Genomic DNA, 26,162 nt, shown 5'->3' with positions numbered 1-26,162 from the left:
CGTTTGTCGCTACAGAGGCGGGCACATCGAAACACTGTTCGCGCGCGCGAACACGCCAACACGTGAACACGTGAACACGCCAACACGCCAACACGCCAACGTTTTAGGGCCGCACCTCCGAGCGGGCCGCGATGCGCTCCATCGTGCCCGCCATCAGCGTGTCCAAAAGGTCTCGGCTGTTCCCGTCGGCGTATCCGGCGACCAACAACCCGGCGTTGCGTGCATAGCTGAAGTAGCGGACCCGGGCCACCGGCTCCTCGGCATCCTTGGCATCCTTGGCATCCTCGGAATCCTCAGCCCCTTCAGCCCCCTCATCCCCGTCAACCCGGTCGATCCGGGTTACGGTGTAGCGCAGATGGTCCAGATCGCGCTCGAGGACCGCCACGGTGCAGTGCGTCGCCTCATCCCCGAACGATTCGCAGTCCGCCGTGAGCGCAGCACGCCGGTCGAGTGTCTCGGTGTCGAACTCGCGGTGCACCGTGATCCGCAGATCCACGTCGAGGTGCTCGGGATCATCGGGGGAGTAGGCCTGCACGCCGGCGGCCGCGAACGGTGGCGGCGCGAGAGACTCGGCGAATAGCGGGAAGCATTTCGCCATGCGCGACGACGCCGCCGTCGTCGCGGTGAAACCGAACACGTCGGACGGTGCAGGGGACTGTTGCACGCTCCAGCCGGTCGGGAACTCCGGCGTCGTAGGCAACATCGTCGCCAGTTCGGTGCCGTCCAAGGCGGCCAATCCCGGTGCCAGTGGCCGGTTTTGCGGTGAGCGCAGCACGGCAGGAACGGCGATCACCACCGCGACCATCACGATCACCGTCGCCAGCGTCAACAAAGACACCCACACCCAGCGCCTCACAGCGCGGCCAACTTCCGGACCGTCGCCGCTACGAGCCGCTCGATCAGTTCGCGGTCGCCGCCCTCCATGTTGGTGTAGCCCTGCACCATGATCCCGCGCACCAGGTACGCGAACCGTTCGCCGTTGACCGCTACACCGGCCTCCGCGCCGTCGGGCAAGGCGGTGTCGACCGTGCGGGTGGCGTCGTAGTCCTCGTAGGAACCGGACTGCGCGTTGGTCCCGGAGTAGTGATAACGCGTGCACCGCTGCGCCCAGTCGATGTAGTCGGCGATCACGGTGCGGGGCTCGTCGACGGTGTACAGATAGAAATGCGCCTTGTGGCCGAGCTGATAGTGCTCTCCCGGCAGCGTCAACTCGACCCGGGCGGAACCACCGTAAACCGCTGCGTCCCCGGGTATCTGGTCGAGAACGGGGATATCGCCACATTCACGCGGCGTGTATCTCTCGGCGCTGACACTGAGCGGGGCTATCGGGGTGGGCACCGGGGTCACCCGCCCGATCTTCCCGCTCAGCGAATAGTCCCACTCGGCGGGCACGTCGTCGGCGGACGGCAACGCCGCCGCCAACTCCCAGGCGGGTCGACCGACGAGGCTGGCGTCGTGATCACCGCGAAAGGCCACCACCCAGGCCACGCCGAAGATGACCAGCGCCAGCCCGACCGCGACCAGGCTCGTCGAGAAGCCGTGCCGCCCGCCAGCTTCATCCCGGCTGGCCTGGGTGGTGTCCACCCCGCGATCTTATGAGCGGCCCGAGAGGGTTAGACGCACTAATTTCCCCCTCGTGCCCATAACCGCACCAGCGCTCAGAGCGGGGTCAGCGGCGAGCAGTCGCCGTAGATCCCGTAGGTGGGCGGACCGAACACCCAGCATTGCGTGAACACCTCCTCCGGTGGCTGGGTCGCCGGACAGACCTTTCCCAGAATCAGGTTGTGCCCCCAGCAGTCGAACGAGTAGATCCTGTCCGGGTCGTACGCCGACTCCGCGCAGCCTTCCGTGCTGCCGTCGAGCGTGAACAGAAGACCCTTGGAGTTGGGGCACGGGGTCCACCGGGTGCCCCACGGGGGGACCGGCGGACAACTCTGGGCCTTCGGCACCAGGTGGGCCCAACAGAAGTAGGTGCCCGGCGGGAGACCGGCCTGGGCTGCCGGTGCGCCCAGCAGCACCCCTGCGCCGAGCGCGGCGATACCGCCGGTCACCGCCGCGGTCGCCATCTTCAACAGCTTCATGTTCGTTCTCCCGTCGGGTCGCAAGAAACCGCACGTGTGGCGTGCTCACCCGACTATCCGGCTGCCCGGGGTGCCGCAACATCGGCCAAAACGCGTAGAAATCGCCACCGGGAGCCCGTCCTGCAGCGCAGATGCGGGCTGACCGCCGAGCGCCCGGGACAGCCGCCCCGGTGGCAAACTGGCCGTATGCCCGGTTCGATCTGCGACATCCTGTTCTCGGCGGCCGCGCTGCTGGGAGCACCCGAGGCCACCGATCGGCTCGGCCTGCCCGCTCCGGCCCGGCGGGTCGTGGTGCTGCTCGTCGACGGCATGGGCACCCATCTGCTGCCGGCGATGCACGCCGACGCGCCCACACTCGCGGCGGTGAGCGCCGGCGAGATCGGCGAACTCCGCCAGCTGGAGTGCACCTTCCCGTCGACCACACCGACCAGCCTGGTGTCGCTGGGCACCGGTGTGTCACCCGGCCAGCACGGCGTACTGGGTTTCACCGTCAACGTCCCGGGCACCGACCGGGTGCTCATCCACATCTTCTGGCACGACGACCCGCCGCCGCAGAGCTGGCAGCCGGTGCCCACCTGGTTTCACCGGCTCAACACCGCCGGCATCTCCGCGCGAGCGGTGCTGCCCCAACTCTTAGTCGACTCCGGGCTCACCGCCGCCGCCTACGGAGGTGCCCAGTTCCGCGGCGTCCCGCCCGCCGCCGACTACGCCACCGACCTGCTCGCCGAGATCCACGCGGGCCCGGGGCTGATCTTCGGCTACACCAGCGTGCTGGACTCCGCCGGGCACGCCCACGGCATCGGCTCACCGGCCTGGCTGTCGGCCGCCGCCCACGTCGACGCGCTGTTGACCCGGCTCGTCGACGGCCTGCCCGACGACACCCTGCTACTGGTCACCGCCGACCACGGCGGGCTCAACGTGCCCACCCATGCGCGCGTCGACCTCGACGCCGATGCGGACCTCGCCGCCGGCGTCGCGGTCGTCGCCGGCGAACCGCGGGTGCGCTATCTGCACACCCGCCCCGGCGCGCAGGCCGACGTGCTGGCCACCTGGACGGAGAAACTGGCCGGGGCCGCGCAGGTGTACTCCCGCGACGCCGCCATCGACGCGGGACTCTTCGGCCCGGTGCGCGACGAATTCAGCCCCCGCATCGGCGACGTGGTCGCGGTGGCCACCGGCGAGACCGCCATCCTGGCCAGCGCCCACGAGCCGCCGCAGATCACCGACATGATCGGGTTCCACGGGGCCGGTACCGACGCCGAGATGGCGATCCCGCTGATCGTCGTCGCGACCTGACGCACGGGACCGAGCTGTGCGGTCGCTGCGGATCGCCGGGCCGGCTGCCGCCGGCCCCGTGTGCGGAGCACCATGGAGGTATGACCCTCGAACAGCGCACCGACACCGACACGTGGGATCCGGGCACCAGCGTGGGCGCCACCGCCACCTTGGTGGCCGCCGCCCGCGCCGCCGCTGCCGCGTCCCCCGACGCCCTGATCGATGACCCGTTGGCCAAACCGTTGGTGCACGCGGTCGGGGTGGCGGAGCTGTCGCGGTGGGCCGACGGCGACATCGACGACGAGGACCCCGACGTGCAGTGGGTGCTGCGCGGGTTCGTCGACCTGATGGCGGTGCGCACCCGGTTCTTCGACGACTTCCTGCAAGACGCCACCGATGCCGGCATCCGGCAGGTGGTGAACCTCGCCTCCGGACTCGACGCCCGCAGCTACCGGATGGCCTGGCCGGCCGGCACCCGGATCTTCGAACTCGACCAGGGGCCGGTGATCGGGTTCAAAACCAGCACCCTCGCCGACCTGGGTGTCGACACCAGCGCCGAATTGCATGCGGTGCCAATCGATCTACGTCAGGACTGGCCAGCGGCGCTGCGCGCCAACGGTTTCGATGCGCAGCAGCCGACGGTGTGGCTCATCGAAGGTCTGCTGCCGTTCCTGCGCCCCGACGCCCAGGACCGGCTGCTGGACGCCGTGACCGAGCTGAGCGTCGCGGGAAGCCGGCTCGGGGCGGAGATCTTCGTCCCGCCCAGCCGTGAGCTGATGGAACCGGTCACCCGACGCTGGCAGAGCAGCGGTTTCAGTGTCCAACCGCAGGATCTGGTCTACGACGAGGACCGCAGCGACGTCACCGTCTACCTCAACGCCCACGGCTGGTCGGCGACGACCACCACGATGCGGACCCTGCTGGCCCGCCACGGCCTGAGTCGCCGCGCCGACGACCCGCTGTTCACCAACAACAGCTACTACACCGCGACCCGCATATAGCGGCCGCACACCAGAGGATCGGCCGGCCGCGCCCCGACGCTCAACCACGATCAGTGGGTGGATCGGTGGGTAGAATCTGGCCGATGGGCGGTGTCTTGTTCTTCGACGGGAACTGCGGCATGTGCACCCGGGCACGCAACCGCCTGCTGCGGCTGGACCGAACGGGCCGACTCCGCACCGAACCCCTGCAACGGCCCGGCGTGGCCGAACGTATCGGTGTAGCCCCGGAGCGATTGTCGGCGTCGGCGTGGTGGTTGGATTCCTCGGGGGCCGTGTTCGCCGGCGCGAAAGCGATGAACGCGGCGCTGTCGACGGCGCTGGGCACCACGTTTCCACTCCGGATCTATTCCCTACCGGGGGTGGGGCGAATCCAGGAGTGGGTCTATCGATGGGTTGCCGCGCACCGGTACCGATTCCGCGGCGTGACACCGCTGTGCGAATCCGAACCCGGCCAATGCTCCTCCCGTCCGGGGTCCTGACCGGCCCGCATGCGGAGCGGTGGCCCGAAATCCCCCCGGTAGGCGCGTTCGGCCCCGCCCTGCACGGACGGGGCCGAACCAGCTAGCCGGTTGTCAGCCGGCCATGAACTCGTCGTACGCCGAGGCCAGCGGGCCGCTCAACACGGTGGTGTTGCACTGCCGCTGGGTCTCGCCGATCGGCGCCAGGATGTTGCGCAACTCGTAGTACTCGTTCGGGTGCGCGGTGAAGTAGTTGCGCACGTTGGCGGCGGCCTCCGGGCGCGGCTGGCTCACCGCCGCCGACACGACCGACCCGGCACCCGGGTGGGTCGCCAGGTAGCCCTGCGCGGCGTTGGTCGCGTTGTCGACGGTGCTCTTCACCCCGGCCGGGCTGCAGTCCGGCGCGGCCGACGCGCTCGGCGCCAGAACCGCGGCAGTGGCCGCCAGCAGACAACCCGCCCCGACACCGGCGACGGCGTGACGAATACCGTGGCGCATACCTTGTGTGTTCATTGGTTTCATTCCCCCTGACAGTGCTGTGAACGGGTGCGATTCCCCGCCCGAAACCCAAAGTACGGGAAGAGGACTCATCGGCAAGCTCACCGCCCGACGCCGTGGACGCCGCGAGGTCAGCGTTACGCGAAAACGAGGTGATCCCGCTCTCAAAAACCGGCTCTGAGCAGGGATTGGTGCCGCAGATGCGCCCAAAACTTGTGGGAAAACTCAAAAACGAGAGGGATTCTTACCGTGCTGCCAAGGAGGTTGTGACCGGATTGTGACCTGAAAACCTGCGAGAATGCCCCGAAAATCCGGTGTCTTTCACACCCGAACGCGCCGACGCGTCCGCGCCTCGCGGCGTTGTCGCTCGCGAGGCGGGCACATTGACATAGTGCTGCCCGCCAGGGACCACAGTGGCGATCGAGTCTCGTGAGTTGCCCGGGGCGCACGTGGCGCCCGGGAAGCCGGGCCAGCCCGGCCCGCCTGACAACCAGCCCGGCACACCCGACAAACCGGGTAAACCCGAAAACCCCAGGCCCTCAGATGCACGACTCCAACTGCGGCGGGGCGAACGTCACCGAACCGACCCCGCCGACCACCATCCCGTTGTCGGACAACGTCATCGGCGTGACGTAGCTGCAGGTTTTGATCTCGGCCAACCCGGCCAGGTACACCAGGTCGAAGTGGTACTGGAAGTCGCGCACCAGGTCCTGGGCCCGCCACCGCACGTCGACGACGAATCCCAACGACGACGCGCTCGGCGCCCCGAATCCGCGCGGGCCGGCCTCCCCGATGTGCGGGCGCACCGCCACCGGGCTGCCGTCGCGTTTCTGTCCCGTCAGGCTCAGGCTGTTGATCCGGTACCCGGTCGCCCCCTCGGGGGCGTGCGGGCCGAACGCCAGCGTCGTGCTGAACAGGATCGAGTAATTGGTCCCGCCGGCCACCGCGGTGGTGCTGAAACTGGTGGCGGTGTAGCGCAGCGGTACCTGTACCACACAGTCGTTGACCTTGCCGGCCGGATCGCCGCACTGGTCGTCGGGGTCGGCCAGCGCGCGCGGCGCGGCCAACGCCACCCCCAGCGCCGGCAGCGACCAGGATGCCGCGCGCAGAAACCCGCGTCGGGAGACATCGGAAAGATCGTTCACGGCTCTGTCCTCCTCGTCGAATGTTGAACATCGCGCAGCGCCGCCGCCACGGCCTCGCGGATGGGGCCGTTCCACACCTCGCCATGCCCCGGAAGCAGCACCTCGGTCTCCAGCAGCGCCAGCGACGACAACGACCGTTCGGCAAGCTCCTGATCGTGGCTGAACAGCGCCGGCAACAGTTGCGGGCCGGTGCGCGACACCAGCGGGTGCCCGGTCACCAGTGCGTCCCCGCTGACCAGCACCCCGTCGACCAGATAGGAGCAGTGCCCACCGGTGTGCCCGGGGGAGGGCACCGCCACCGGCGCCCCGGGCAGCGTCGCCGCGATCTCGGGGGTCAACACCTGCGCCGACGGGATCCCGGTCCGGGTCAGCCCGCCGGCACGCACCAGATGTGCACTCCACAGCGCCCACCGCGGCCGCCACAGCCGCATCGCCACATCCAGCGGGGACGCCTGCTCTAAATAATCGCGGCGGGTGTGGCCGACCTCGTCGGCGTGGCAGTACACCGGGGTACCGAGTGTCTCGGCGAACCAGATCGCCGACCCCAGATGGTCGACGTGGGCGTGGGTCAACAGGATCGCCCGCACATTGCCGGGGTGAAAGCCCAGCGCATCCACCGAGTCGAGCACGTCGTCGCGATCGCCCGGATAGCCGGCGTCGATCAGCAGCACCCCGGAGTCGTCGGTGACCAGCGTCCAGTTGACCATCTCGCTGCCCGCCAGATAGACGTGCTCGGACGCCTGGATCAGCCGTACCATGTCGGTCAGTCTAGGCACCGGGTAGAAATAGAGCGTGGCTGAGTTACGACTGGGATATAAGGCATCGGCCGAGCAGTTCGGGCCGCGGGAACTCGTGGAGCTGGCGGTGGCCGCCGAGGCGGCGGGCATGGACTCCGCGACGGTCTCCGATCACTTCCAACCGTGGCGCCACGAGGGCGGGCACGCCCCGTTCTCGCTGGCCTGGATGGCCGCGGTCGGGGAGCGCACCGAGCGGATCGTGCTGGGCACCTCGGTGCTGACCCCGACATTCCGCTACAACCCGGCGGTGATCGCCCAGGCGTTCGCCACCATGGGGTGTCTGTATCCGGGCCGGGTGTTCCTCGGCGTGGGCACCGGTGAGGCGCTCAACGAGATCGCCACCGGCTTCACCGGCGAGTGGCCGGCATTCAAGGAACGCTTCGCCCGGCTGCGCGAGTCGGTGCGGCTGATGCGCGAGCTGTGGCTCGGCGACCGGGTCGACTTCGCCGGGGAGTACTACCGCACCGACGGCGCCTCCATCTACGACGTGCCCGACGACGGCATCCCGGTCTACATCGCCGCGGGCGGGCCGGTGGTGGCCAAATACGCCGGACGGGCCGGCGACGGGTTCATCTGCACCTCCGGCAAGGGCGAGGAGCTCTACGCCGACAAGCTCATGCCCGCGGTCGCCGAGGGTGCGGCCGCCGCAGAGCGCGACGTCGACGGCATCGACAAGATGATCGAGATCAAGATCTCCTATGACCCCGACCCGGAGCTGGCGTTGGAGAACACCCGGTTCTGGGCGCCGCTGTCGCTCACCGCGGAGCAGAAGCACTCCATCGACGATCCGATCGAGATGGAGCGCGCCGCCGACGCCCTGCCGATCGAGCAGGTCGCCAAACGCTGGATCGTGGCGTCGGACCCCGACGAGGCGGTCGCCAAGGTCGCCGACTACGTCGGCTGGGGCCTCAACCACCTGGTCTTCCACGCGCCCGGGCATGACCAGCGCCGCTTCCTGGAGCTGTTCAAAACCGACCTCGAACCGCGGCTGCGCCGCCTCGGGTAACGGTCGCGCCCCGATACCTACACTGGGGCCGTATGACCTACGCATGGCTGGTGGCGGCGAGTGCGGGGCTTGTGCTGGTCGGCTGCACCGCCGCCGAGCAGGACGACGAGTTCGAATCGCCGAGCACTTCGTCGACGGCGAGCACCCAGGCCGGCCCCGCCGAACGCCCGGACGATCAAGAACCCAACGCCCCGATCGGTGAGCTGCTGAGCCTGGGCAACGACGGCGTGCACTGCTTCGGCGAACCGGCCGGCGCGGTGGCCGCGCAACTGCGGGCCAGCAAGGCGGCCGACGCGGCGAACGCGAAACTGACCCACGAAGCCGAAGACGAACCGTATCGCCCGCCGCCGGGGCAGTTTCTGCACGTCAGCGACGTCGGCGACACCCAGTTCGGTGCGCTGTGCTACCAAGTCACCGCCGCAGAATCCGCCGGATAATTCCGCAACTGCAGCGGCGAGGCCACCGCTGCGCTATATGCTGAACCAATGTGGGACGGACGTACTGTTTTTAATTCGCGGGCCAATTTTGCGCAGTGTCGAAGCGCGGCGGCCGGACCGGTGCGCCATGCCCTCGCCGTCCGGCGCCCGGCCCCCAGCGCCCCGCAGTGAACACCGGTCAGATCGCGTGGCGCCTCGCCGACGAACTCAGCCCGCGATTCGCCGAAGTCGACCGGGCCAGCGCGTTCGTGGAACTGGGCTCCGGGGACGACTGGGCGGCGATCAATCTGATGCTGACCTTGGCGGTGCGCGGCCGGTTGGCGCTGTCGGAGGACCTGCGCATCGAGGTGATCCGCTGGCTCAACGATCACGCCGCCAACCCCGACGCCGAGGCGATCAGTGCGCTGTTGTCGCAGGTGCATCGACGCGGCTGAGGGTGACTCTGCGGGGTGGCTCGCGGTTGCGTTCCACTCCGCCGACGGGAACCATGGATCCGATGAGTAAGGTCACCCTTACCACCGAGTTGCCGATCCCGGCGGCCACCGCGGCGCGGATCGCCCGCAATCCGGAGTTGATGCGCTACGTCCTGCGGCCGATTCTGCACATGTACCGGCTGAACGTCCCGGACCGCATCGACGTCGGAACCCAGGGGTCGGCGCGACTGTGGTGGTTCGGTCTCATCCCGTCCTGGACACATCACATCACCGTCAAACAGCTCGACGCGACCGAGATCTACACCCATGAGCACGGAGGGCCCGTGCGGACCTGGAACCACCGGTTGACCTTCGAACCCCTCGACGACGACCGGTGCCGCTACACCGACGAGATCGACACCGAAGCCGGCTGGCGCGGTGCCCCGACGAGGGTGTTCGTCCGGCTGATGTTTCGCCACCGGCACCGCCGCTGGCGCACCCTCGCCGCGATCCTCCAGTAGTGCGGTCCTCCCGTAGGGTGCAGCGCGGCCCGCCGGCACCGTGAGCCGGCCCAGGATGCGACGATAGGCGGCGAACACGACGGGGAGCACGAGGTGGTAGCCCAACGATGACCGCGCAGGCACCGACATCGCCGGGGACCGCCCGCGCCATCTACATCGCCGCCCCCGAAGGCGATACCGGCAAATCCACCATCGCCCTGGGCCTGCTGCACCGGCTGACCGCGACCGTCGCGCGTGTCGGGGTGTTCCGGCCGATCACCCGCCTCGGCGAGGACCGCGACTACATCCTGGAGCTGCTGCTCGCCCACGCCAGCGCCGAGGTCGACTACGCCGACAGCGTCGGAGTCACCTACACCGCCCTGCACGCCGATCCCGACGCCGCGATCGCCGACATCGTCGACCGGTATCACGCCGTGGCCGCGCGCTGCGACGCCGTGGTGATCGTCGGCTCCGACTACACCGACGTCACCAGCCCCGCCGAACTCGGCGTCAACGCCCGCATCGCGGTCAACCTCGGCGCCCCGGTGCTGCTGGCGGTCCGCGCCCGCGGCCGCAGCCCCGAGCAGATCGCCCAGGTGGTCGGGGTGTGCCTGGGCGAGCTGGCCGCCCAGCACGCCCACACCGCCGCGGTGGTGGCCAACCGCTGCGACCCCGACCAGCTCGAGGCGGTCGCCGCAGCGCTGGCCGCCATCGCCCCGAAGACCTACGTGCTGCCCGAGGAGCCGCTGCTGTTCGCCCCGACCGTGCGTGAGCTGGCCGACGCGGTCGGCGGGCAGGTCGTCTCCGGGGATGCCGCACTGCTCGACCGCGAGGTCACCGGGGTGATGGTGGCCGGGATGACCGCCGACCATGTGCTCGAGCGGCTGCGTGAGGCGATCGCGGTGATCACCCCGGGTGATCGCTCCGATGTCGTGTTGGCGGTGGCCAGCGCGCACGCCGCCGACGGATTCCCATCGCTGTCGTGCCTGATCCTCAACGGCGGGTTCGCGCTGCACGCCTCGATCGAAAAACTCGTGAGCGGGCTGGGACTGCGGCTGCCGATCATCGCCACCGGCTCGGGCACGTTCGACACCGCCAGTGCGGCGGGCACCGCACGCGGGCGGGTCACCGCCGCCTCCCACCGCAAGATCGACACCGCCTTGGAGCTCATGGAGCGCCACGTCGACGTCACCGACCTGCTCGATCAGCTCGCGTTGCCGATGCCCAGTGTGATCACCCCGCAGATGTTCACCCACCAACTGCAGGATCGTGCTCGGGCCGACCGTAAACGCATCGTGTTGCCCGAGGGGGCCGATGACCGCATCCTGCACGCGGCGGGCCGGTTGTTGCAGCGGTCCGTCGCCGATCTGACCATCCTCGGCGACGAGGCCGAGATTCGTTCGCGGGCCAGCGAACTCGGAGTGGATCTGTCCGAGGCGCAGGTGCTCAACCCCGAAACCAGCGAGCTGCGTGACGAATTCGCTGCCCAATACGCCGAGCTGCGCAAACACAAGGATGTCTCGCTGGACTGGGCGCACGAACTCATGCACGACGTGTCGTATTTCGCGACGATGCTGGTGCATAACGGCCTGGTCGACGGGATGGTGTCCGGGGCGATGCACACCACCGCCCACACCGTGCGCCCCGCCCTGGAGATCATCCGCACCGCACCGGGCATCTCCACGGTGTCGTCGATCTTCCTGATGTGTCTGGCCGACCGGGTGCTGGCCTACGGCGACTGTGCGGTGGTGCCCGACCCGACCGCCGAACAACTCGCCGACATCGCGATCTCCTCGGCGCGCACCGCCACCCAGTTCGGCATCGAGGCGCGAGTGGCGATGCTGTCGTACTCCACCGGCGATTCCGGCGCCGGCGCCGACGTCGACAAGGTCCGCGAAGCCACCGCCCTGGTGCGCGAGCGCGACCCGGATCTGTTGGTGGAGGGCCCCATCCAGTACGACGCTGCCGTCGAACCCAGCGTGGCCGCCGGCAAGATGCCCGACTCCCAGGTCGCCGGGCGGGCCACCGTGCTGATCTTCCCGGATCTCAACACCGGCAACAACACCTACAAGGCGGTGCAGCGCTCCGCCGGGGCGATCGCTATCGGCCCGGTGCTGCAGGGGCTGAACAAACCGGTCAACGACCTGTCGCGCGGCGCGCTGGTCGACGACATCATCAACACCGTCGCGATCACCGCCGTGCAAGCCCAGGAGACCCCGTGAGCAGCGTTCTGGTCCTCAACTGCGGATCGTCCACCCTCAAATACGCTCTGGTGCGCCCGAGTTCGGGTGAGACCGCTGCCAGCGGGCTCGTCGAACGCATCGGCGAAGCCGACGGGGTGCCCGACCACGAGGCCGCACTGCGGCAGGCGTTCGACCAATTGCGCGAGGCGGGGATCGACCTGCACGACGCCGACCTGGCGGCCGTGGGCCATCGGGCGGTACACGGCGGGCGGCGCTTCATCGAACCCACGTTGGTCACCGACGAGTTGATCGCCACCATGCATCAGCTGGAACCGTTGGCGCCGCTGCACAACCCGCCCGGGGTCCTCGGCATGGAGGTGGCCCGCAAGCTACTACCCGACGTGGCGCACATCGCGGTGTTCGACACCGCGTTCTTCCACCACCTGCCGCCGGCCGCCGCGCACTACGCACTCGACGCCGAGGTCGCCGAGCGGTGGCACATCCGCCGCTACGGATTCCACGGCCAGTCCCACGAATACGTCTCGCAGCAGGCCGCGGCGTTCCTCGACCGTCCCTACGACCAGCTGCGCCAGATCGTGTTGCACCTGGGCAACGGGGCGTCGGCGTCGGCGATCGACCGGGGCCGACCGGTGGACACCTCGATGGGGATGACCCCGATGGAGGGCCTGGTGATGGGCACCCGCTCCGGGGACATCGACCCCGGGGTGGTGGGCTATCTGCACCGCACCGCGCAGATGAGCGTCGCGGAGATCGACACCCTGCTCAACCGGCGCTCCGGGATGCTCGGTCTCGGTGGGGCGGTGGATTTTCGGGAGATCCACGCCCGCATCGACGCCGGCGACGAGGCCGCCACCCTGGCCTACGACGTGTACTGCCACCGGCTGCGCAAGTACATCGGGGCGTACCTGGCGGTGCTCGGCGGCGCCGACGTGCTCAGCTTCACCGCCGGGGTCGGGGAGAACGACGCCCTGGTGCGCGCCGACGTGCTGGCCGGTCTCGGGGCGCTGGGCATCGAGGTCGACGACGCGTTAAACACCGCCGACTCCCGCGAGATCCGCGCCATCTCCACCGACGCCTCGGCGGTCACGGTCCTGGTGGTGCCCACCAACGAGGAACTCGCGATCGCCCGTTCCTGCATGGCGGTACTGGGCTAGCGGTGATACCCCCGGAGCACACCCGGCTGTCCCAGGCGCTCTCTGTGCCCGGCGCGCAGTGGAGTGTGCTCGCCCACCCGCTGGACGGCCCAGAAACGCCGCTCGTCGAGCACGAGTCGGCGACGGTGCTCGCTTCGGCGAGCACGGCCAAGATCCTGCTGTTGATCGCGCTCGCCGACCGGATCGAGGCCGGCGTGCTGAGCCCGGATCAGCCGGTTGCACGCACCGACACCGAGCCGGTGGCCGACTCCGGCATCTGGCAACACCTGCGCATCGATGAGCTGGCACTGGCCGACGCGGCGCGACTGGTCGGACTGGCCAGCGACAACTGGGCCACCAACGCCCTGATCGACGTGGTCGGCGGAATCGAGGTGATCGCCGCGGTCGCCGAACGCGCCGGGCTGACCGGAATCGGCTTGCACGACAAGGTCCGCGGTGTGCGTACCGGAGGACAGCCGAAGACGTTGAGCACAGGCAGCGCCGCGGGCTACGTGAACGTGATGGCCGCGCTGGCGCAGCGGCGGATGCTCGGCGCCGCGGTCAGCGAACGGGTGTGGGAGTGGCTGTCCGACGGGCTGGACCTGAGCATGGTGGCGTCCGCGTTCGGGCTCGATCCCCTCAGCCACAGTGGCTCGGACCGGGGTTTGAGCGTGACCAACAAGACCGGCACCGACGCCGGGGTGCGCGCCGATGTCGGTGTGGTCTCCGGTCCCGCCGGGCGGGTGGTGTACGCGTGTGTGGCGAACTGGCGGGTGGCCGATGAGCGTGACGAGACCCGCGATGCGGTGCTGGCGGTGATGCGGGAGATCGGGGTGGTGCTGCGGGAGGTGGTCACCTAGGGGGTGGCCTGGCGGAGGCCCCAGAAGTAGGCGCCGTCGTCGCGTTGCACGCACGGTTCGGATGCCACCGGCCAGCTGTCGCGGGCCTGCTCGCAGGTCCAGGTGGAGCTGTAGGGGCCGATCCACGCCCACTCCATCGGCGCGGCATGGGCGATGTTCGCTGTGAACAGGGCGCCGACCGCCAGGGCAGCACCGAAAAGTACCCGCTGCACAGTCGGTTTCATCAGTGACCTGCTCTCCTTACTCACCCGCCGCCCGGGACAACATCAGCCTAAGTGGGCCAGGTTGGTGATTCGGACACTTTCTCTGTCCCCCGAACGGATCGGCGGTGCTAACCGGGATCACGTCCGCGGCGGGTCCGGCGCCAGACTCCCGTCCGGGGCGATGTGGGCGAAGATCTGCGCCAGCAGGGCGACAATGTGCGGGTCGTCGACGGTGTAGATGTGGTGACGTCCCTCACGGCGGGCGTTGATCAGCCCGGCCAGCCGCAGCTTGGTCAGGTGCTGGCTCATGGTGGCCACGCCGATGCCGGCCCGGCCCGCCAGGGTGGTCACGTCATAGGGCCCCTGGGTGGCCAGCCAGAGCACGTGCAACCGGGCCGGGCTGCTGAGCAGCGCGAACGTCTCGGCGGCCGACGCCAGCTGCGGCGCGGTCGGCTCCTCGTGCGGGTGCTCTGAAGTCATAGTTTCGGGCTGCCGTTCTTCAGGTTTCGTCGCGTCGGTCCCCATCTTCTCCCAAAGCCAAGGGCGGACTTCGCGCAACAGCACATTTGCATATTTGCGCAACCATCGAAGTGTCGTCAGGATGGGGACGTCCCGAGCGGGGGCTTCGTGCCCCGAATGGGGGCGCCCGCGGCGAGGAGTCCGCGCCCGCGCCCCGCCGCCGTTGACCGACAACCGATGGGGTGCCGTGACCGTGAGCCGAACACCGCTGCTGCTGCGTCCGCTCGCCTGGGGAATCCGGACCGCGCTGAGTGCCTCGGTCTCCGCCGTCGACGCCGCCACCCGCAGCGCCGCCGGCGCCGCCGACACCGTCGGTGCGGTCGCCTCCGCGGGGCTGCAGTTGGCCGCCCTGCCGGTGCGCGAGGGCGCCAAAGCGCTCGCCGGTGACGCCACACCGCTGGGCCGACGGGCCTGGCGCGGCGAGCAGCGCGCCTGGATCGAGGTGCCCGGCCTGGCCGGCCCCGACGGCGCCGAGCGGGGCGAGCGCGTGCTCACCGCGCTCACCGGTCACCCCGGGGTGAAATCGGCCAGCCTGAACCACCCGCTGGAACGGGTCGTGATCGATTTGGACCCCGCCGGTGATGCGGCGCCGTCGCTGCGGGAGCTGTGCGGTCTGCTCGACACGATCGACCCGGTCACGGTGCATCCCTGCGCCGATCGCACCACCCTGCCCGGCGACGGACTGCTGTTGGTCACCCGCGGGGTGATGGTCGCGGTGAACACCGCCGGGCTGGCGATCGCGGTCACCGGCCGGATGCTGCGCCTGCCGGCGGCGCCGCTGGCGGTCGACGCCGCCGCCACCTTCGCCAACTACCAGCCGTGGCTGCGCCGGCTATTACACGAGCGGTTCGGCGCCGGCACCGCCGACACCGCGCTGTCGCTGCTGGGTACCGGGGCACGTATCGTCACCCTGTCGCCGGCCAACCTCGCCGTCGACGTGGCGATGCAGGGCCTCAAAGCCGCCGAAACCCAGGCCGCCGCGCAGGCCTGGCGCCACCACGAACCGGCCCTGGCCCGCGCCGCCGCCACCGAGGTGCACCGCGGGGTGCGCCCGGTGCCGCTGCCCGACGGCCCCGCCCAACGGTTCACCACCAAGATGGCGTTCACCCAGGTGATCGGCGCCGGGCTGGTCGGGGCGTTGACCCGCAACCTCACCATGGCCTCCAACGCGGTGGTGGTGGCCGCCCCGAAAGCGGTCCGCAGCACCACCGAGGCGTTCGCCGCCACCCTGGGCCGCGCCCTCGCCGACGACCACGCGGTGCTCACCCTGTCCCCGCACGCCCTGCGCCGACTCGACCGCATCGATGCGCTGCTCATCGACCCGCGGGTGCTCACCGACACCGACCTGCGCACCCAGCCCGGGTCGGCCCCGGCCGCCCACCCGCTGGCCACCGCGTTGATCGCCGAGGCCCGCAGCGCCGGGGTGCACCTGGTCACGGTGGACACCGGCGTGCTCGACGAGCTTCGCCCCGCCTTCGACGAGCTGATCGCCGCCCCCGACAACTCCGGCAACCCCGACACCGACACCGCGCTCGCCGACGCCGTGGCCACGCTGCAGCGCGCCGGGCACACCGTGGCGGTGGTGTCGGCCAGCGGTGCGGGCGCACTGTGCTCGGCCGACGTCGGCATCGGGGTGCTGCCCGCCGACGACACCGCCGCGCCGTCCTGGCAGGCCGACCTGCTGGCCCCGGACCTGGCTGCGGTGTGGCAGGTGCTGCACGCCCTGCCCGCCGCACGGACCGCCACCGACCGCGGCATCGCCATCTCCACCGGCGCCACCAGTCTCGGGGCGCTGCTGATGGTGCCCGGGGTGCGCGGCGGACGCGGACCCGCATCGGTCACCGTCGGCGCGGCGGCCGGGCTGGTCTCCGGCTACCTGCTGGCACGGCGCGCCACCGCGGTCCGCGCGCCGCGACCCGCCCCCGCCCACGAGTGGCACGCCATGACCGTCGAGCAGGTGCGGGCGCTTTTGCCCGCCGCCGACCTGGACGCCGTCGCCGCACCGGAGCCGCCACCGAACATGGTGTGGCAGTTCCTCACCGCGGTGCGCGCCGAGCTCTCCGACCCGCTGATGCCGGTGCTGGGCCTGTGTTCGGCGGCCACCGCCATGCTCGGCTCCCCGGTCGACGCCCTGATGGTCTCAACGGTGCTGATCGGCAACTGCATGCTCGCCGCCGGCCAGCAACTGCAGGCCGAGAACCGGCTCAACCGGCTACTCGCCGCCCAGACCCCGCCGGCGCGCACCGTCGACGCCGACACCGGCGCCCACACCGAACTGCCCGCCGAATCCCTGGCGCCGGGCATGCTCATCGAGGTCCGCAGCAACGAGGTGGTGCCCGCCGACGCCCGGCTGATCACCGCCGCCGACCTCGAGGTCGACGAATCCTCGCTCACCGGCGAGTCGCTGACGGTGGAGAAGCACACCGAGGCGACCCCGGGCGCTGAGCTCGCCGACCGGCGCTGCATGCTCTACGCCGGAACCACCGTCGTGGCCGGCACCGCGCTGGCGATCGTCACCGCCGTCGGGCCGCAGACCCAGGCGCGGCGTGCGGCCGAGCTGGCCGCCGGGCAGCTGCCGGTGGTCGGCCTGCAACACCAGCTGTCGGTGCTGATGAACCGGGCGTTCCCGGCCAGCGCGGCCGGCGGTGTCATGGTGGGGCTGCTCGGTCTGCTGCGCGGCGGCACCCTGCAGATGGCGCTGGGCAACGCGATCGCGGTGGCGGTGGCCGCCGTGCCCGAGGGGATGCCGCTGATGGCGACCCTGGCTCAGCACGCCTCCGGACAGCGACTGAGCAAACTCGGTGCCCTGGTGCGTATCCCGCGCACGGTGGAAGCGCTCGGCCGGGTCGAGGTGGTCTGCTTCGACAAGACCGGGACCCTCAGCGAGAACCGGCTGCGGGTCACCGGCGTGCACCCGGTGACCGGATACAGCGACGACGAGGTGCTCGCCGACGCCGTGCACGCCGCCCCGTCGCCCGACGGCGCCGCCCACGCGCACGCCACCGACCAGGCGATCATCGAAGCGGCCGCCGCGCTGCCGCCCGGCGAGCAGCGCTGGCTCACCCCGGACGCGCACCTGCCGTTCCGGTCCGGGCGGGCGCTGTCGGCGTCGGTGTCCGGACGTGACCTGGTGCTCAAGGGTGCCCCCGAGGTGGTGTTGGCGGCCTGCACCGAGGCGCCCGCCAACGCCGCGGAACAGGTCGCCGAACTCGCCGCCGGTGGGCTGCGGGTGCTCGCGGTGGCCCGCCGTCGGCTCACCGCCGCCCAGGCGCGCACCGTCGCCGCCGGCGGCGCCGAGGCGGTCGAGGGGCTGTGCGGTGCCGGGTTGAGCCTGGTCGGGTTCGTCGGGATCGCCGACACCCCACGCGCCGAGGCCCCGCAACTGCTGGCCGATCTCACCGAGCGCGGGGTGGGCATCCGGCTGATCACCGGCGATCACCCGGTGACCGCCACCGCGATCGCCGCCGAGCTGGGCATGCCGGTCACCGACGAGCAGGTGATCACCGGCGCGGCGTGGAACACCTTGTCGCGCAAGCAACAGGAGCAGGCGGTCGCCGAGCGGGTGATCTTCGCCCGGATGTCCCCGGAGAACAAGGTGCAGGTGGTGCAGACCCTGGAGCGGGCCGGCATCGTCACCGCCATGGTCGGTGACGGCGCCAACGACGCCGCGGCGATCCGGGCCGCCAGCGTGGGCCTGGGGGTGGTGGCCCGCGGCAGCGATTCGGCGCACACCACCGCCGACATCGTGCTCACCGACGGGCGCATCGGTGCGCTCGCCGACGCCGTCGACGAGGGCCGGCGGCTGTGGCGCGGCGTGCAACTGGCGGTGACCGGGCTGCTCGGCGGCAACATCGGCGAGGTGATCTTCGGGGTGATCGGCACCGCGTTGACCGGGACCTCCCCGCTGAACAACCGGCAGCTGCTGTTGATGAACATGCTCACCGACGCGCTGCCGGCCACCGCGGTGGCGGTGAGCACCCCGGCCGGACCGGCCGGGCGGGTGGTGCACGGCATCGACGAGAAGGCGCTGGTGCGTGCTGTCGCGGTGCGCGGCGGCATCACCGGGGCGGCCGCCGCGGCGGCCTGGGCGATGGCGTCGCTGACCGGGCGTCCGGCGCGGGCGGCCACCGTCGCGCTGATCACCCTGGTGGGCACCGAACTGGCCCAGACCCTGGTGGATTCGCACGCCCCGCTGGTGTGGCTGACGGCCACCGGATCGTTCGCGGTGTTCGCCGCGGCCATCAGCCTGCCCGGCATCAGCCAACTGCTGGGCTGCACCCCGATCGGCCCGCTCGGCTGGGCCCAGGCGCTCGGCGCGTCGGGCGCGGCGGTCGGGGCGATCGCGCTCGCCCCGCGGGTGCTCCCGCAGCGTTGGCAGGCCGCCGTGGCTCCCGCGGTTTCCGAGGCAGCGCACCCCGAGGACACCCCGGGCGGCTCGGACGGCGCGGCCCCCTCCACCGCGCCGGCCGAACCCGGCCCCGACCGGAGGGTGGTCACGGCCCGCCCGGTTGCGCCGCCGAAACCGGTGCTCATCGGTGTCGGCTCGCCCTGAGTCGCCCCCGGCTCACGGCATCGGCCCGGTGTCGATCTGGCCGAACTGGCACGGGACATCGATCGGGGTCCGCACCGGTGGCAGCGGGAACCATTGGCAGCCGTGGAACTTCGGCGCTTCCGGAGGGGTGTCGGGCGGCTGAGGGTCGGCGCAGCCGCTGCCCCACCGGCGGGGCTGGCCGTCGGGGCACGGGGGCAGGCACTGGCCGCCGTATTCTTCGGTCCCGTCCGGGCAGGCGCACTGACCGTTGGGCCGGTGCTCCTTGCCCTCCGGGCACGGCCGCGGACATTCACCGTTCCACTCTTCGTAGCCCTCCGGGCAGGGGCCTTCGTGTTTCGGCGGCGAGTCCGGCGGGTTCTGCGGGTACCCGTGCCCGGCGCAGACCACCGATTTCTTCGGGAGTTCGGTTTCCTGGCTGGTGTCGACAAAAGTCCCGTCCGGGCAGGTCATGCCGACCCGTGCCTGTGCGTCGGTCTGCACCGGTTCGGAATTCGGGTCGTAGCACAGCAGCTTCAGCCCGTCGGGGTCCTGGCGCAGGCCCATGTCCACCCACCCGGGCGGGCAGCTGGGCCGGCTCCCGTCGGTGTCGAGGCCGGTCACCAGACAGCTGACGCCCAGGGTGGCGACGCCGTCGAGCCATCCGCAGTCGGCGTGGGCGGCCGCGATCGCACCGGTGAGCGTGCCGGAGGAGAACATCGCGGTCACCGCGAGGGCGCCGGCTGCGGCCAGTTGGAGAGTCTTCATGGCCCGACTATCGGGCGCCGCGGACAAAACAACATCGTCCAAAGCGCGTAGATGTGTCCCGCGGGGATCAGCGTGGGTCGGCGGCCGAGCGCAGCCCCGCGGTGAGCACGGCGAACACCCGCGCGCCCAGATCCTCGGGCACCGCGTCGGGGTCGAAGGCCCGCTCGATGGCCAGCCCGTTGATCAGCGCGGTGGTGGTGATTGCCAACTCCTCGGCGCTCAGCACGGTGTCGTCGCCGGTGAGGCCGGCGGTGGCGGCGGCGGCGATGCCGCGGGCCGGGCGGATGAAATGGGTGCGCACGCTCTCGCCGGTGGCGACGTCCCGGGCGCCCAGGGCCAGGAACTCCAGCAGCAGCGGCAGCCAGCGCGGGTCGCGGCCCACCCGGTGCAGAAACGTCGCGATCGGGTCGGCGCCGTCGCCGAGGGTCTCGAAGTCGGCGGCTGCGGCGGCGTCGGCGAGACGGTCGGCCAGCAGTGCGGCGAACAGCTCCCGCTTGGAGGAGAAGTAGTGATACAGCGCCCCGCGGGAGACCCCCGCGCCGCGGTAGACGTCCTCCAGCGTGGCGCCGTGATAGCCGTGCTCGGCGAAGACCTGCCCGGCGGCGCGCAGCAGGGCGGCGCGGGTCTGGGCGCGCCGCTCATGCTGGGGAGTGCGTTCGGTGGGCATGGCGTGAAACTACCCGATTTTCCTATATACCGCACGGCGGTATGTTTCTGTTACGGTGGGGTTATGACCGCCGCGCTGCCCGGTTCAGCGCCCCGAATCTGGTGTCGTGCCGCGTCGATGACTGGTTGGGGATCCTCACCGCCGAACGGGGACCCGCCGAGTAAGGAGGCCGCCATGCCCACCGACGCGCCGATGCCCACCTGGTTGCGGCGGGTGATGCTGGCCGATCGGGCCGGCTCCGCCTGGTATGTGGGGACCGGATTCATCTTCGCGCCGATCCTGGTGGTGCTCTCCCCGTGGCCGGTGCTCACCGCGGTGGCGTGGTGGCTGATCGGGCTGACCGGGCTCTACCTGGGGCTGCTCGGGGTGGCGATGGCCGTCGGGCTGGCCCAGGTGCTGCGCTCCGGTACCGAGATCCCCGCGGAGTTCTGGTGGGCGCTGATCGGGCGGTCGGATCCGGGGGCGGGGGCTGCGCATCAGCGTGCCCGATGACCCCGATGGCGGAGCGCCTCGACGACGACGAGCCCGCCGCGCCAACCGGTGAAACCCGGGTCCGTCAGGACAGCGCCATCAGCAGCCCGTTGAGCAGCAGGCCGGGAATGTCGAGCAGATTCGCCAGTGGCCCCAGCAGGGCGAGATCGAAGGGCCCGGCCCCGAACACATCTAGCGGCATGAAACCGCCACCGGCGATCAGCGCAGCCGGGTTCCAGCCCAGGCCGACGGCGATGGCCTGCGGCAGCTCAAGAAGAGCCCCGATGGGGCCGACGCCGGCACCGTGGAACATGGACGCGGTCGGGGTGTCCAACGCGCCGAACAGTGTCCCGGCGTCCAACAAGCCCGACGGGCCGCTGAGCAGCCCGCCCATCTGCAGGCCGACCGGAACGGAAGGGAACGCGCCACCCAACGGGGCCATCACCGCGTTGAGCAGCGGGGTGATCAGCGAGGTCAGGTCGAGGTATTCCTCGCCGTTGAGAAACGCGTCGGTCATGTGGGCGGGGATATCGACCAGCCAGTCGAGGGCAGCGAGCGGATCCGTTGAGGTGAGCGCGCCGATCGCCGACTGCAGATCGTCGGCCAGCGCCACCACCGGGCTGATGACCGGGCCCGCGACACCGAGCAGTAAACCGCTGAGCGGTGAGCCGCTGAAGCCGATGACACCGGCTTGCAGCGGGTCGCCGCTGAGGAGACTCGCCGCCAGCATGGTCAGGTACGGCACCTCGTTGCCTCCGAGAAATGCGGCACCGGTGGAGGTGCCAATCGGCAGCGATACGAGATGGTCGAACGGAACGAATCCCGACGGTGCACCCAGCGCTCCCAACAGGTGGGCGCCGGCATCTTGGAGGACACCACCGAGGACGAGAGGATTGTCCAACAGGGCGTCCAGGTGGGCGATCTGGTTGACGGCCAACTGCTGTGCGGCCGCGAAGGGGGCGGCGTCCCACCCGGTGAACAGGCCGGTGATGTTGGCGACCGCGTGGTCGAGGGTGTCCACCCAGGGGCCGATCGGATCGCTCAACGAGGTGAGGTCGACATCGTAGACCGCGTCGGGGATGTCAACGGCGGGCGCGCCCGGTGGCGCCAGCAGCGGGATGGCAGCGATCATGGCGACGCTCGCCAGGGCGACGCTGCCGGTGGTCCTGGGGCGGACGGTGGTGGACATGGCAACCCCCTGTGGCCGGTATCTCACCTCATCGATACACCTGAGAATAATCTGTGTGTTCACAGCGGATTAGGGCCGAAAGTAAGTAACCCGAGTTATGAACCGGCGCAAGTCGAGTCGGTTGTCGAAGCGTTCGGGGCGGTGGGCGGATCAGCGTCGAGGCCTGGGGCGCGTACGACGGATGTCCGTGACGTGCCGGGCGGTGAGGGCGAACAGTTCTGACCACTGCTCGGGTGTCAGGTCACGCGGCAAGGATCTGTCGGAGATTGACTGCGCTGCAATCCAACTCTTGACCGCTGATCCGGCTCGCGGTCCTGCAACCCGCGGCAGGATCTGTCGCAGGCCGCGGCCCCTGCTGGTAAAGACGGCATGAACAAAGGAGCGGTACTGCCGGTGTTGTGTGGGGTCGACGAGGGGGACGGCGCGTCGGGTGATGGTCATCAGGCCCGCGTCGACTCCCGGTTGCGGCGTGAACGCCGCTGCCGGAACCTGGCTTTCGAGTGTGAAGTCGTACCACGGCCAGAACTGGGCGGTCATCATCGTCGCGCCGCCCACCGCCGCGCGGCGGCGGGCGACCTCCCACTGCACAAGCAGCACCGCGGTCATCCAGTGGTCGGCGTGCAGGAGCCGGCGCAGGATCGCGGTGGTTTGGTGAAACGGCAGGTTGCCCACGACGGTGTGCGGTGTTCGGGGTAGCCGGAATCGCAGGAAGTCGTCGTGGACGACGGTGGTCCGGGACTTCACCTGCGGCCGTAGCGCTCGCACGTGTCGGGAATCGATCTCCACGGCGGTGATCGGCCGGCGCAGGGCCTGCAGGGGAAGGGGCAACGCCCCGCGGCCGGGACCGATTTCGATGATCGGCCCGCCGGTGCGGGCAACGAGGTCGACGATCGCGTCGACCGTTGTGGTGTCGGTGAGAAAGTTCTGGCCGAACTCGTGTCGGCCGCCACGGTAGGTAGGCATCGCGAAGGGACTCCGGGCAGTGATGGGGTGGCCCGGGCAGCACGAAGAAGCCGCCCAGCTGGTGCGCTGAGAGCGGCGGAGCGCAAAAAGAAAGAAGAGTCGCGGTCCACCGCTAGAAGCGGCGGAACCTCGTCACGGCGATGCTGGTAGTGCCCACGGCCGCACCCTACCTGCTCGCTGTCGTGAGGACCACGTCATGAGATCGGGCGGCCTCACCTTCCAGGGCGATGACGTCGGCGTGGTGGACGATGAGGTCGATCGTGGCTGAGGCGATGATGGCCTCGCCAAACACCTGTCCCCAGCGGGAGAACGGCAGGTTGGAGGTCTGTGCCAGGAGCATGCCCCGAGCCTTACCTAAGACGACTTATAGACGATTCAGGAAAATATAAGTAAAGTTACGTCGGTCCATGAAGCACACATCAAGGAGGATTCGTGTCTGAGACCATGCGACCGTACTTAACTGCGGGTATGGCGTTAGCGACCGCTGGGATGCTTGTCGCCGCACCTGTGGCTGCGCCGCCTGATTCTCATCTAACGTTAACTGAGGCCGATCTGGCGTTGACCGCCGTGACCGATGCGGTAACGCCGTACATTGACCTGGTCGGCGGGGCATTCACCAACATGACCGAGATTGCCAGCACTTGGCTTGGTAGTCCGATGCCGATCCTGACGACGGTACTGGGTAACCAACTTGGCTACGGCGAGAGTCTTATCAACACCTTGACTGGGGTTGGTTCCGACTTTGTCACGGCGCTGACTGATCTGCCCGACAACCTGGCGCCTGTGTTCACCGATCTGGCTGAGCTCAATATCGCGGGAGCGGCCGACGCTTTCCTTGAAGGGGTCGTCACCAATACCTTGCTGGCGCCATTCTTGGGCAACCTCAACGACCTGGTGGCCGTCATCAGTATTCCGCACACCATGGTGCAGAACCTGGCCGATGGCATTCAGGCGAGCACTCTGCCGCTGCTGCTCGGGGCGCTCGGAGCTCTGTCTCCGGTGATCGGAGCCGTAAGTGCCGCAGGTGACAGTGGGCAAGCCGTGGTGGATGGGTTGATGGGCGCTGATCCGGTAGAAGCCTTTGCCGCCGCCATCGGTGCTCCTGGCGAGATTCTGGGTGCGCTAATTAACGAAGGTCCGGACGGCACAATCGGATTCCTTGATGGTTCCAGTGGCATCATCAACACGGTGCTTAATGCGCTTCCGCAGGCGTTCGCCGGCGCGATCGTCAACGATTCAGCCTTCAGTTTGGGCAGCTTGGGTGATTTTGGTCTGCCCGATTTCGGATCCATGATGGCGTCGGTATTCGATGGCTTCAGCCTTGGTGATTTGGGTATTGGCGACCTGAGCGGTCTGCTGGACAACTTTGGTTTCCTGCCCGACCTGTTCACCCAGATCCCCGCGATGTTGATGCAGGCGCTGCTGGGCTGATTCAGATGTCCAGCCGCGCTGGTCGATGAGTGGAGATCAACCCGTCTCAGGTGACGGGGAGAAGGCCTCCGGTTGTGAAGTGTCCCCTCAACACCGCTTCACAAACCGGAGGCCTTCGTCATCGACGTCGACGTGGCGCTGCAGCAGGGAGACCAAGTCTGATGATTGAGACAAATGATTGGGTGCTGACGTACACCTTCGACTTGGACCTCGACGCCGCGGTCATGGATCACTGGGCTACCGTGCTCGATGAGATCGACGGGCCCGTCGCCCGCATTCCCGGCACGGGTTCTACGTGACGGTCTGGGTGGACGGCTCCGTGGAGATGTTCGACGCGCTGTCAACATGGCGCATGAGCTTTCGGCGCTGATCGGCGCCCAGCCGGTTGGTGTGGAGGTTGTGCGCGAGAAGGAGTATGCACAGCGAGCCGCGTCTCCGAGCATGCCCGAGCTGATGAGCGCAGCCGAGATCGCCGTTGAACTGGGGGTGTCGCGACAGCGTGTCCCATCAACTTCGCGACCTTCCCACGTTTCCGGCTCCACTGGCAGAATTGCGTGGTGGTGCAGTGTGGGATGCGAACGCGGTGCGTGTGTTCGGGTGCGGTTGGGAACGTAAGCCCGGCCGTCCCCGAGTCGGTGCGGCCTCCTGACCGGCATCGCTTATGTGGCACCCGCTCATCCTTGGAGACCTGGGCGCCGTAGATATCGGCGAAATGGGCACTGATCTCCCCGGTGGTCAACCCACGCGCATACAACGACAACACCACCTCATCGACATCGGTAATCCGGTGCTGGATTTCTTGACGATCCGCGGCTCAAAGCTGCCGGCCGGGTCCCGCGCCACGTCGATCTCGACTGCCCCACAGGTATCAGTGAGCACCGTTTTGGGGCGGGTTCCTGTGGCCCCGGGGAGGGGGCGGAAGGGACGATGAATCACATGGCTGGCACCGGAGTCGTGCCACACCCCATAATATAAGTTTTCTTACAGTGTTTTTCAGGAAAAAATAATTCTACGTTCACGTCAGGCTCCAAAAGGAGCTTTCCATGGGCCGAGGGGACGATCACCATGCAGAGCGCACTTCGATCACCAGCGTCTGTCAGCGTGGCGTTTACGGGAGCGGGGTTGATTGCGATCGCTCCACTAGCATCGCAGATTTCAAACGTGCAGATCAGCCAAAGCAACGCGATTGCAACCGCGGTCGAGCTATCTAGCTCCGTTACCGATGCGGCCGAAGACTGGATTACCGCATTCGGCGCATCAGCAGAAAACCTTGGCGGGTTCGTGCTGGGCTTCCCAGGTCAGTTAGCAAGTATGGGGCAACACCTTCTCACCGCACCCGGGCCAGTTACCTAGCGTCTCCGTAGATTTCCTGAACACCTTGATTGGTCCGTCTACCGACCTGATGGACACACCATCTCTATTTTCAATGCTGAGCGGACCACCTCTGGTGGCCTTGGCTGACACGCTGCCAGCCCCACTCGGCGGTGACGGCGGCGCCCTCCTCCTGGGCATGGTCGGGGCCAACATGATCCTTCAAGGGTTGCGTCCACCAGAGTGGTGTACGAGTCGGGACCTGATCTTGGTGACCGGCGTGTCGTAGCCAAATGATTGAAGG

General features: G+C 69.2%; 28 protein-coding genes and 1 pseudogene. 15 read left to right on the top strand and 14 right to left on the bottom strand.

Annotated elements, in window-relative coordinates; translation table 11 throughout:
* Positions 1 to 103: 103 nt before the first annotated feature.
* The 3 genes from B8W67_RS12510 to B8W67_RS12500 all read right to left on the bottom strand — a co-directional run bounded on the left by B8W67_RS12510 (position 104) and on the right by B8W67_RS12500 (position 2,081).
* A complete protein-coding gene (locus B8W67_RS12510) occupies positions 104 to 838 on the bottom strand; it encodes a hypothetical protein (protein WP_133056103.1) in 735 nt (244 codons plus the stop codon).
* A gap of 14 nt (positions 839 to 852) precedes the next feature.
* On the bottom strand, positions 853 to 1,584 hold the full coding sequence (locus B8W67_RS12505) for a hypothetical protein (protein ID WP_085304281.1): 732 nt from the start codon (positions 1,582 to 1,584) through the stop codon (positions 853 to 855).
* A gap of 74 nt (positions 1,585 to 1,658) precedes the next feature.
* Complete coding sequence (locus tag B8W67_RS12500) at positions 1,659 to 2,081, bottom strand: hypothetical protein (protein WP_085304279.1); 423 nt, start codon at positions 2,079 to 2,081, stop codon at positions 1,659 to 1,661.
* Between the two features lie 186 nt (positions 2,082 to 2,267).
* On the opposite strand from B8W67_RS12500, the gene B8W67_RS12495 reads away from it, so the two are divergent.
* The 3 genes from B8W67_RS12495 (at position 2,268) to B8W67_RS12485 (ending at position 4,836) form a co-directional block, all read left to right on the top strand.
* Complete coding sequence (locus B8W67_RS12495; protein ID WP_085304277.1) at positions 2,268 to 3,377, top strand: alkaline phosphatase family protein; 1,110 nt, start codon at positions 2,268 to 2,270, stop codon at positions 3,375 to 3,377.
* Between the two features lie 80 nt (positions 3,378 to 3,457).
* On the top strand, positions 3,458 to 4,357 hold the full coding sequence (locus tag B8W67_RS12490; RefSeq protein WP_085304275.1) for a class I SAM-dependent methyltransferase: 900 nt from the start codon (positions 3,458 to 3,460) through the stop codon (positions 4,355 to 4,357).
* A gap of 83 nt (positions 4,358 to 4,440) precedes the next feature.
* Entirely contained in the window at positions 4,441 to 4,836 is a 396-nt protein-coding gene (locus B8W67_RS12485; RefSeq protein WP_085304273.1) for a thiol-disulfide oxidoreductase DCC family protein, read from the top strand.
* A 93-nt stretch (positions 4,837 to 4,929) separates the two neighbouring features.
* Here the strand turns inward: B8W67_RS12485 and B8W67_RS12480 are convergent, their stop codons facing one another.
* From B8W67_RS12480 to B8W67_RS12470, 3 genes are all read right to left on the bottom strand, one after another.
* Positions 4,930 to 5,313, bottom strand: coding sequence for a heme-binding protein (locus B8W67_RS12480; RefSeq protein WP_085304271.1), 384 nt, complete (start codon positions 5,311 to 5,313; stop codon positions 4,930 to 4,932).
* Between the two features lie 539 nt (positions 5,314 to 5,852).
* Positions 5,853 to 6,458 carry a hypothetical protein gene (locus tag B8W67_RS12475; RefSeq protein ID WP_085304269.1) on the bottom strand — a complete coding sequence of 202 codons (606 nt, stop codon included), beginning with the start codon at positions 6,456 to 6,458 and terminating at the stop codon, positions 5,853 to 5,855.
* The gene (locus B8W67_RS12470) at positions 6,455 to 7,216 is read right to left on the bottom strand and encodes an MBL fold metallo-hydrolase (protein ID WP_085304268.1); all 762 of its coding nucleotides are present in this window, start codon (positions 7,214 to 7,216) and stop codon (positions 6,455 to 6,457) included. The genes B8W67_RS12475 and B8W67_RS12470 overlap by 4 nt, the downstream gene beginning before the upstream one ends.
* 34 nt (positions 7,217 to 7,250) lie before the next feature.
* Between B8W67_RS12470 and fgd the strand changes: the two genes are divergently transcribed.
* From fgd to B8W67_RS12435, 7 genes are all read left to right on the top strand, one after another.
* A complete protein-coding gene (fgd, locus tag B8W67_RS12465) occupies positions 7,251 to 8,261 on the top strand; it encodes a glucose-6-phosphate dehydrogenase (coenzyme-F420) (RefSeq protein WP_085304266.1) in 1,011 nt (336 codons plus the stop codon).
* A 32-nt stretch (positions 8,262 to 8,293) separates the two neighbouring features.
* A complete protein-coding gene (locus B8W67_RS21310) occupies positions 8,294 to 8,698 on the top strand; it encodes a hypothetical protein (protein WP_234806746.1) in 405 nt (134 codons plus the stop codon).
* 167 nt (positions 8,699 to 8,865) lie between these two features.
* Positions 8,866 to 9,132, top strand: a complete 267-nt coding sequence (locus B8W67_RS12455; protein WP_085304264.1) for a hypothetical protein — start codon at positions 8,866 to 8,868, stop codon at positions 9,130 to 9,132.
* Between the two features lie 53 nt (positions 9,133 to 9,185).
* On the top strand, positions 9,186 to 9,632 hold the full coding sequence (locus B8W67_RS12450; RefSeq protein ID WP_085304262.1) for an Rv1443c family protein: 447 nt from the start codon (positions 9,186 to 9,188) through the stop codon (positions 9,630 to 9,632).
* Between the two features lie 107 nt (positions 9,633 to 9,739).
* The gene (gene pta, locus B8W67_RS12445) at positions 9,740 to 11,833 is read left to right on the top strand and encodes a phosphate acetyltransferase (RefSeq protein WP_085304260.1); all 2,094 of its coding nucleotides are present in this window, start codon (positions 9,740 to 9,742) and stop codon (positions 11,831 to 11,833) included.
* On the top strand, positions 11,830 to 12,969 hold the full coding sequence (locus B8W67_RS12440) for an acetate kinase (protein WP_085304258.1): 1,140 nt from the start codon (positions 11,830 to 11,832) through the stop codon (positions 12,967 to 12,969). Before pta ends, B8W67_RS12440 begins: the two co-directional genes overlap by 4 nt.
* Before the next feature lie 2 nt (positions 12,970 to 12,971).
* Positions 12,972 to 13,808, top strand: a complete 837-nt coding sequence (locus tag B8W67_RS12435) for a serine hydrolase (RefSeq protein WP_163797202.1) — start codon at positions 12,972 to 12,974, stop codon at positions 13,806 to 13,808.
* On the opposite strand, the gene B8W67_RS12430 is transcribed toward B8W67_RS12435, so the two are convergent.
* On the bottom strand, positions 13,805 to 14,032 hold the full coding sequence (locus B8W67_RS12430; RefSeq protein ID WP_085304256.1) for a hypothetical protein: 228 nt from the start codon (positions 14,030 to 14,032) through the stop codon (positions 13,805 to 13,807). The genes B8W67_RS12435 and B8W67_RS12430 overlap by 4 nt on opposite strands.
* Before the next feature lie 117 nt (positions 14,033 to 14,149).
* Complete coding sequence (locus B8W67_RS12425; RefSeq protein ID WP_085304254.1) at positions 14,150 to 14,491, bottom strand: ArsR/SmtB family transcription factor; 342 nt, start codon at positions 14,489 to 14,491, stop codon at positions 14,150 to 14,152.
* 232 nt (positions 14,492 to 14,723) lie between these two features.
* On the opposite strand from B8W67_RS12425, the gene B8W67_RS12420 reads away from it, so the two are divergent.
* Positions 14,724 to 19,082: a cation-translocating P-type ATPase gene (locus B8W67_RS12420; protein WP_234806745.1), complete on the top strand. Its 4,359-nt coding sequence runs from the start codon at positions 14,724 to 14,726 to the stop codon at positions 19,080 to 19,082.
* Positions 19,083 to 19,094: 12 nt separating this feature from the next.
* On the opposite strand, the gene B8W67_RS20305 is transcribed toward B8W67_RS12420, so the two are convergent.
* Positions 19,095 to 19,826: a hypothetical protein gene (locus tag B8W67_RS20305; RefSeq protein WP_109561784.1), complete on the bottom strand. Its 732-nt coding sequence runs from the start codon at positions 19,824 to 19,826 to the stop codon at positions 19,095 to 19,097.
* A gap of 67 nt (positions 19,827 to 19,893) precedes the next feature.
* Positions 19,894 to 20,493 (bottom strand): TetR/AcrR family transcriptional regulator, encoded by a 600-nt coding sequence (locus tag B8W67_RS12415; RefSeq protein WP_085304253.1) that lies wholly within the window; start codon positions 20,491 to 20,493, stop codon positions 19,894 to 19,896.
* A 174-nt stretch (positions 20,494 to 20,667) separates the two neighbouring features.
* Between B8W67_RS12415 and B8W67_RS12410 the strand changes: the two genes are divergently transcribed.
* Positions 20,668 to 20,985 carry a hypothetical protein gene (locus B8W67_RS12410; protein ID WP_085304251.1) on the top strand — a complete coding sequence of 106 codons (318 nt, stop codon included), beginning with the start codon at positions 20,668 to 20,670 and terminating at the stop codon, positions 20,983 to 20,985.
* Positions 20,986 to 21,049: 64 nt separating this feature from the next.
* Here the strand turns inward: B8W67_RS12410 and gjpA are convergent, their stop codons facing one another.
* From gjpA to B8W67_RS12395, 3 genes are all read right to left on the bottom strand, one after another.
* The gene (gene gjpA, locus B8W67_RS12405) at positions 21,050 to 22,153 is read right to left on the bottom strand and encodes an outer membrane porin GjpA (protein WP_085304249.1); all 1,104 of its coding nucleotides are present in this window, start codon (positions 22,151 to 22,153) and stop codon (positions 21,050 to 21,052) included.
* Positions 22,154 to 22,303: 150 nt separating this feature from the next.
* Complete coding sequence (gene erm / locus B8W67_RS12400; RefSeq protein WP_085304247.1) at positions 22,304 to 23,116, bottom strand: 23S ribosomal RNA methyltransferase Erm; 813 nt, start codon at positions 23,114 to 23,116, stop codon at positions 22,304 to 22,306.
* A gap of 166 nt (positions 23,117 to 23,282) precedes the next feature.
* Positions 23,283 to 23,456 (bottom strand): ATP-binding protein, encoded by a 174-nt coding sequence (locus B8W67_RS12395; protein ID WP_372507460.1) that lies wholly within the window; start codon positions 23,454 to 23,456, stop codon positions 23,283 to 23,285.
* A 92-nt stretch (positions 23,457 to 23,548) separates the two neighbouring features.
* On the opposite strand from B8W67_RS12395, the gene B8W67_RS12390 reads away from it, so the two are divergent.
* Complete coding sequence (locus B8W67_RS12390) at positions 23,549 to 24,547, top strand: hypothetical protein (RefSeq protein WP_133056102.1); 999 nt, start codon at positions 23,549 to 23,551, stop codon at positions 24,545 to 24,547.
* 161 nt (positions 24,548 to 24,708) lie between these two features.
* Complete coding sequence (locus B8W67_RS21305) at positions 24,709 to 24,846, top strand: hypothetical protein (protein WP_234806744.1); 138 nt, start codon at positions 24,709 to 24,711, stop codon at positions 24,844 to 24,846.
* Positions 24,847 to 25,223: 377 nt separating this feature from the next.
* Here B8W67_RS21305 and B8W67_RS12380 read toward each other — a convergent pair.
* Positions 25,224 to 25,444 (bottom strand): annotated as a pseudogene (locus B8W67_RS12380) (transposase); the annotation flags it as partial.
* Between the two features lie 264 nt (positions 25,445 to 25,708).
* Between B8W67_RS12380 and B8W67_RS20560 the strand changes: the two are divergent.
* Positions 25,709 to 25,900: a hypothetical protein gene (locus B8W67_RS20560; RefSeq protein ID WP_133056101.1), complete on the top strand. Its 192-nt coding sequence runs from the start codon at positions 25,709 to 25,711 to the stop codon at positions 25,898 to 25,900.
* Positions 25,901 to 26,162: the final 262 nt, after the last annotated feature.

The sequence above is a fragment of the Mycolicibacillus koreensis genome (genome assembly GCF_002104795.1).
Taxonomy (GTDB): Bacteria; Actinomycetota; Actinomycetes; order Mycobacteriales; family Mycobacteriaceae; genus Mycobacterium; species Mycobacterium koreense.
Note: the sequence above shows the minus strand (reverse complement) of the source record. Positions and strands in the feature narration are given on the sequence as shown.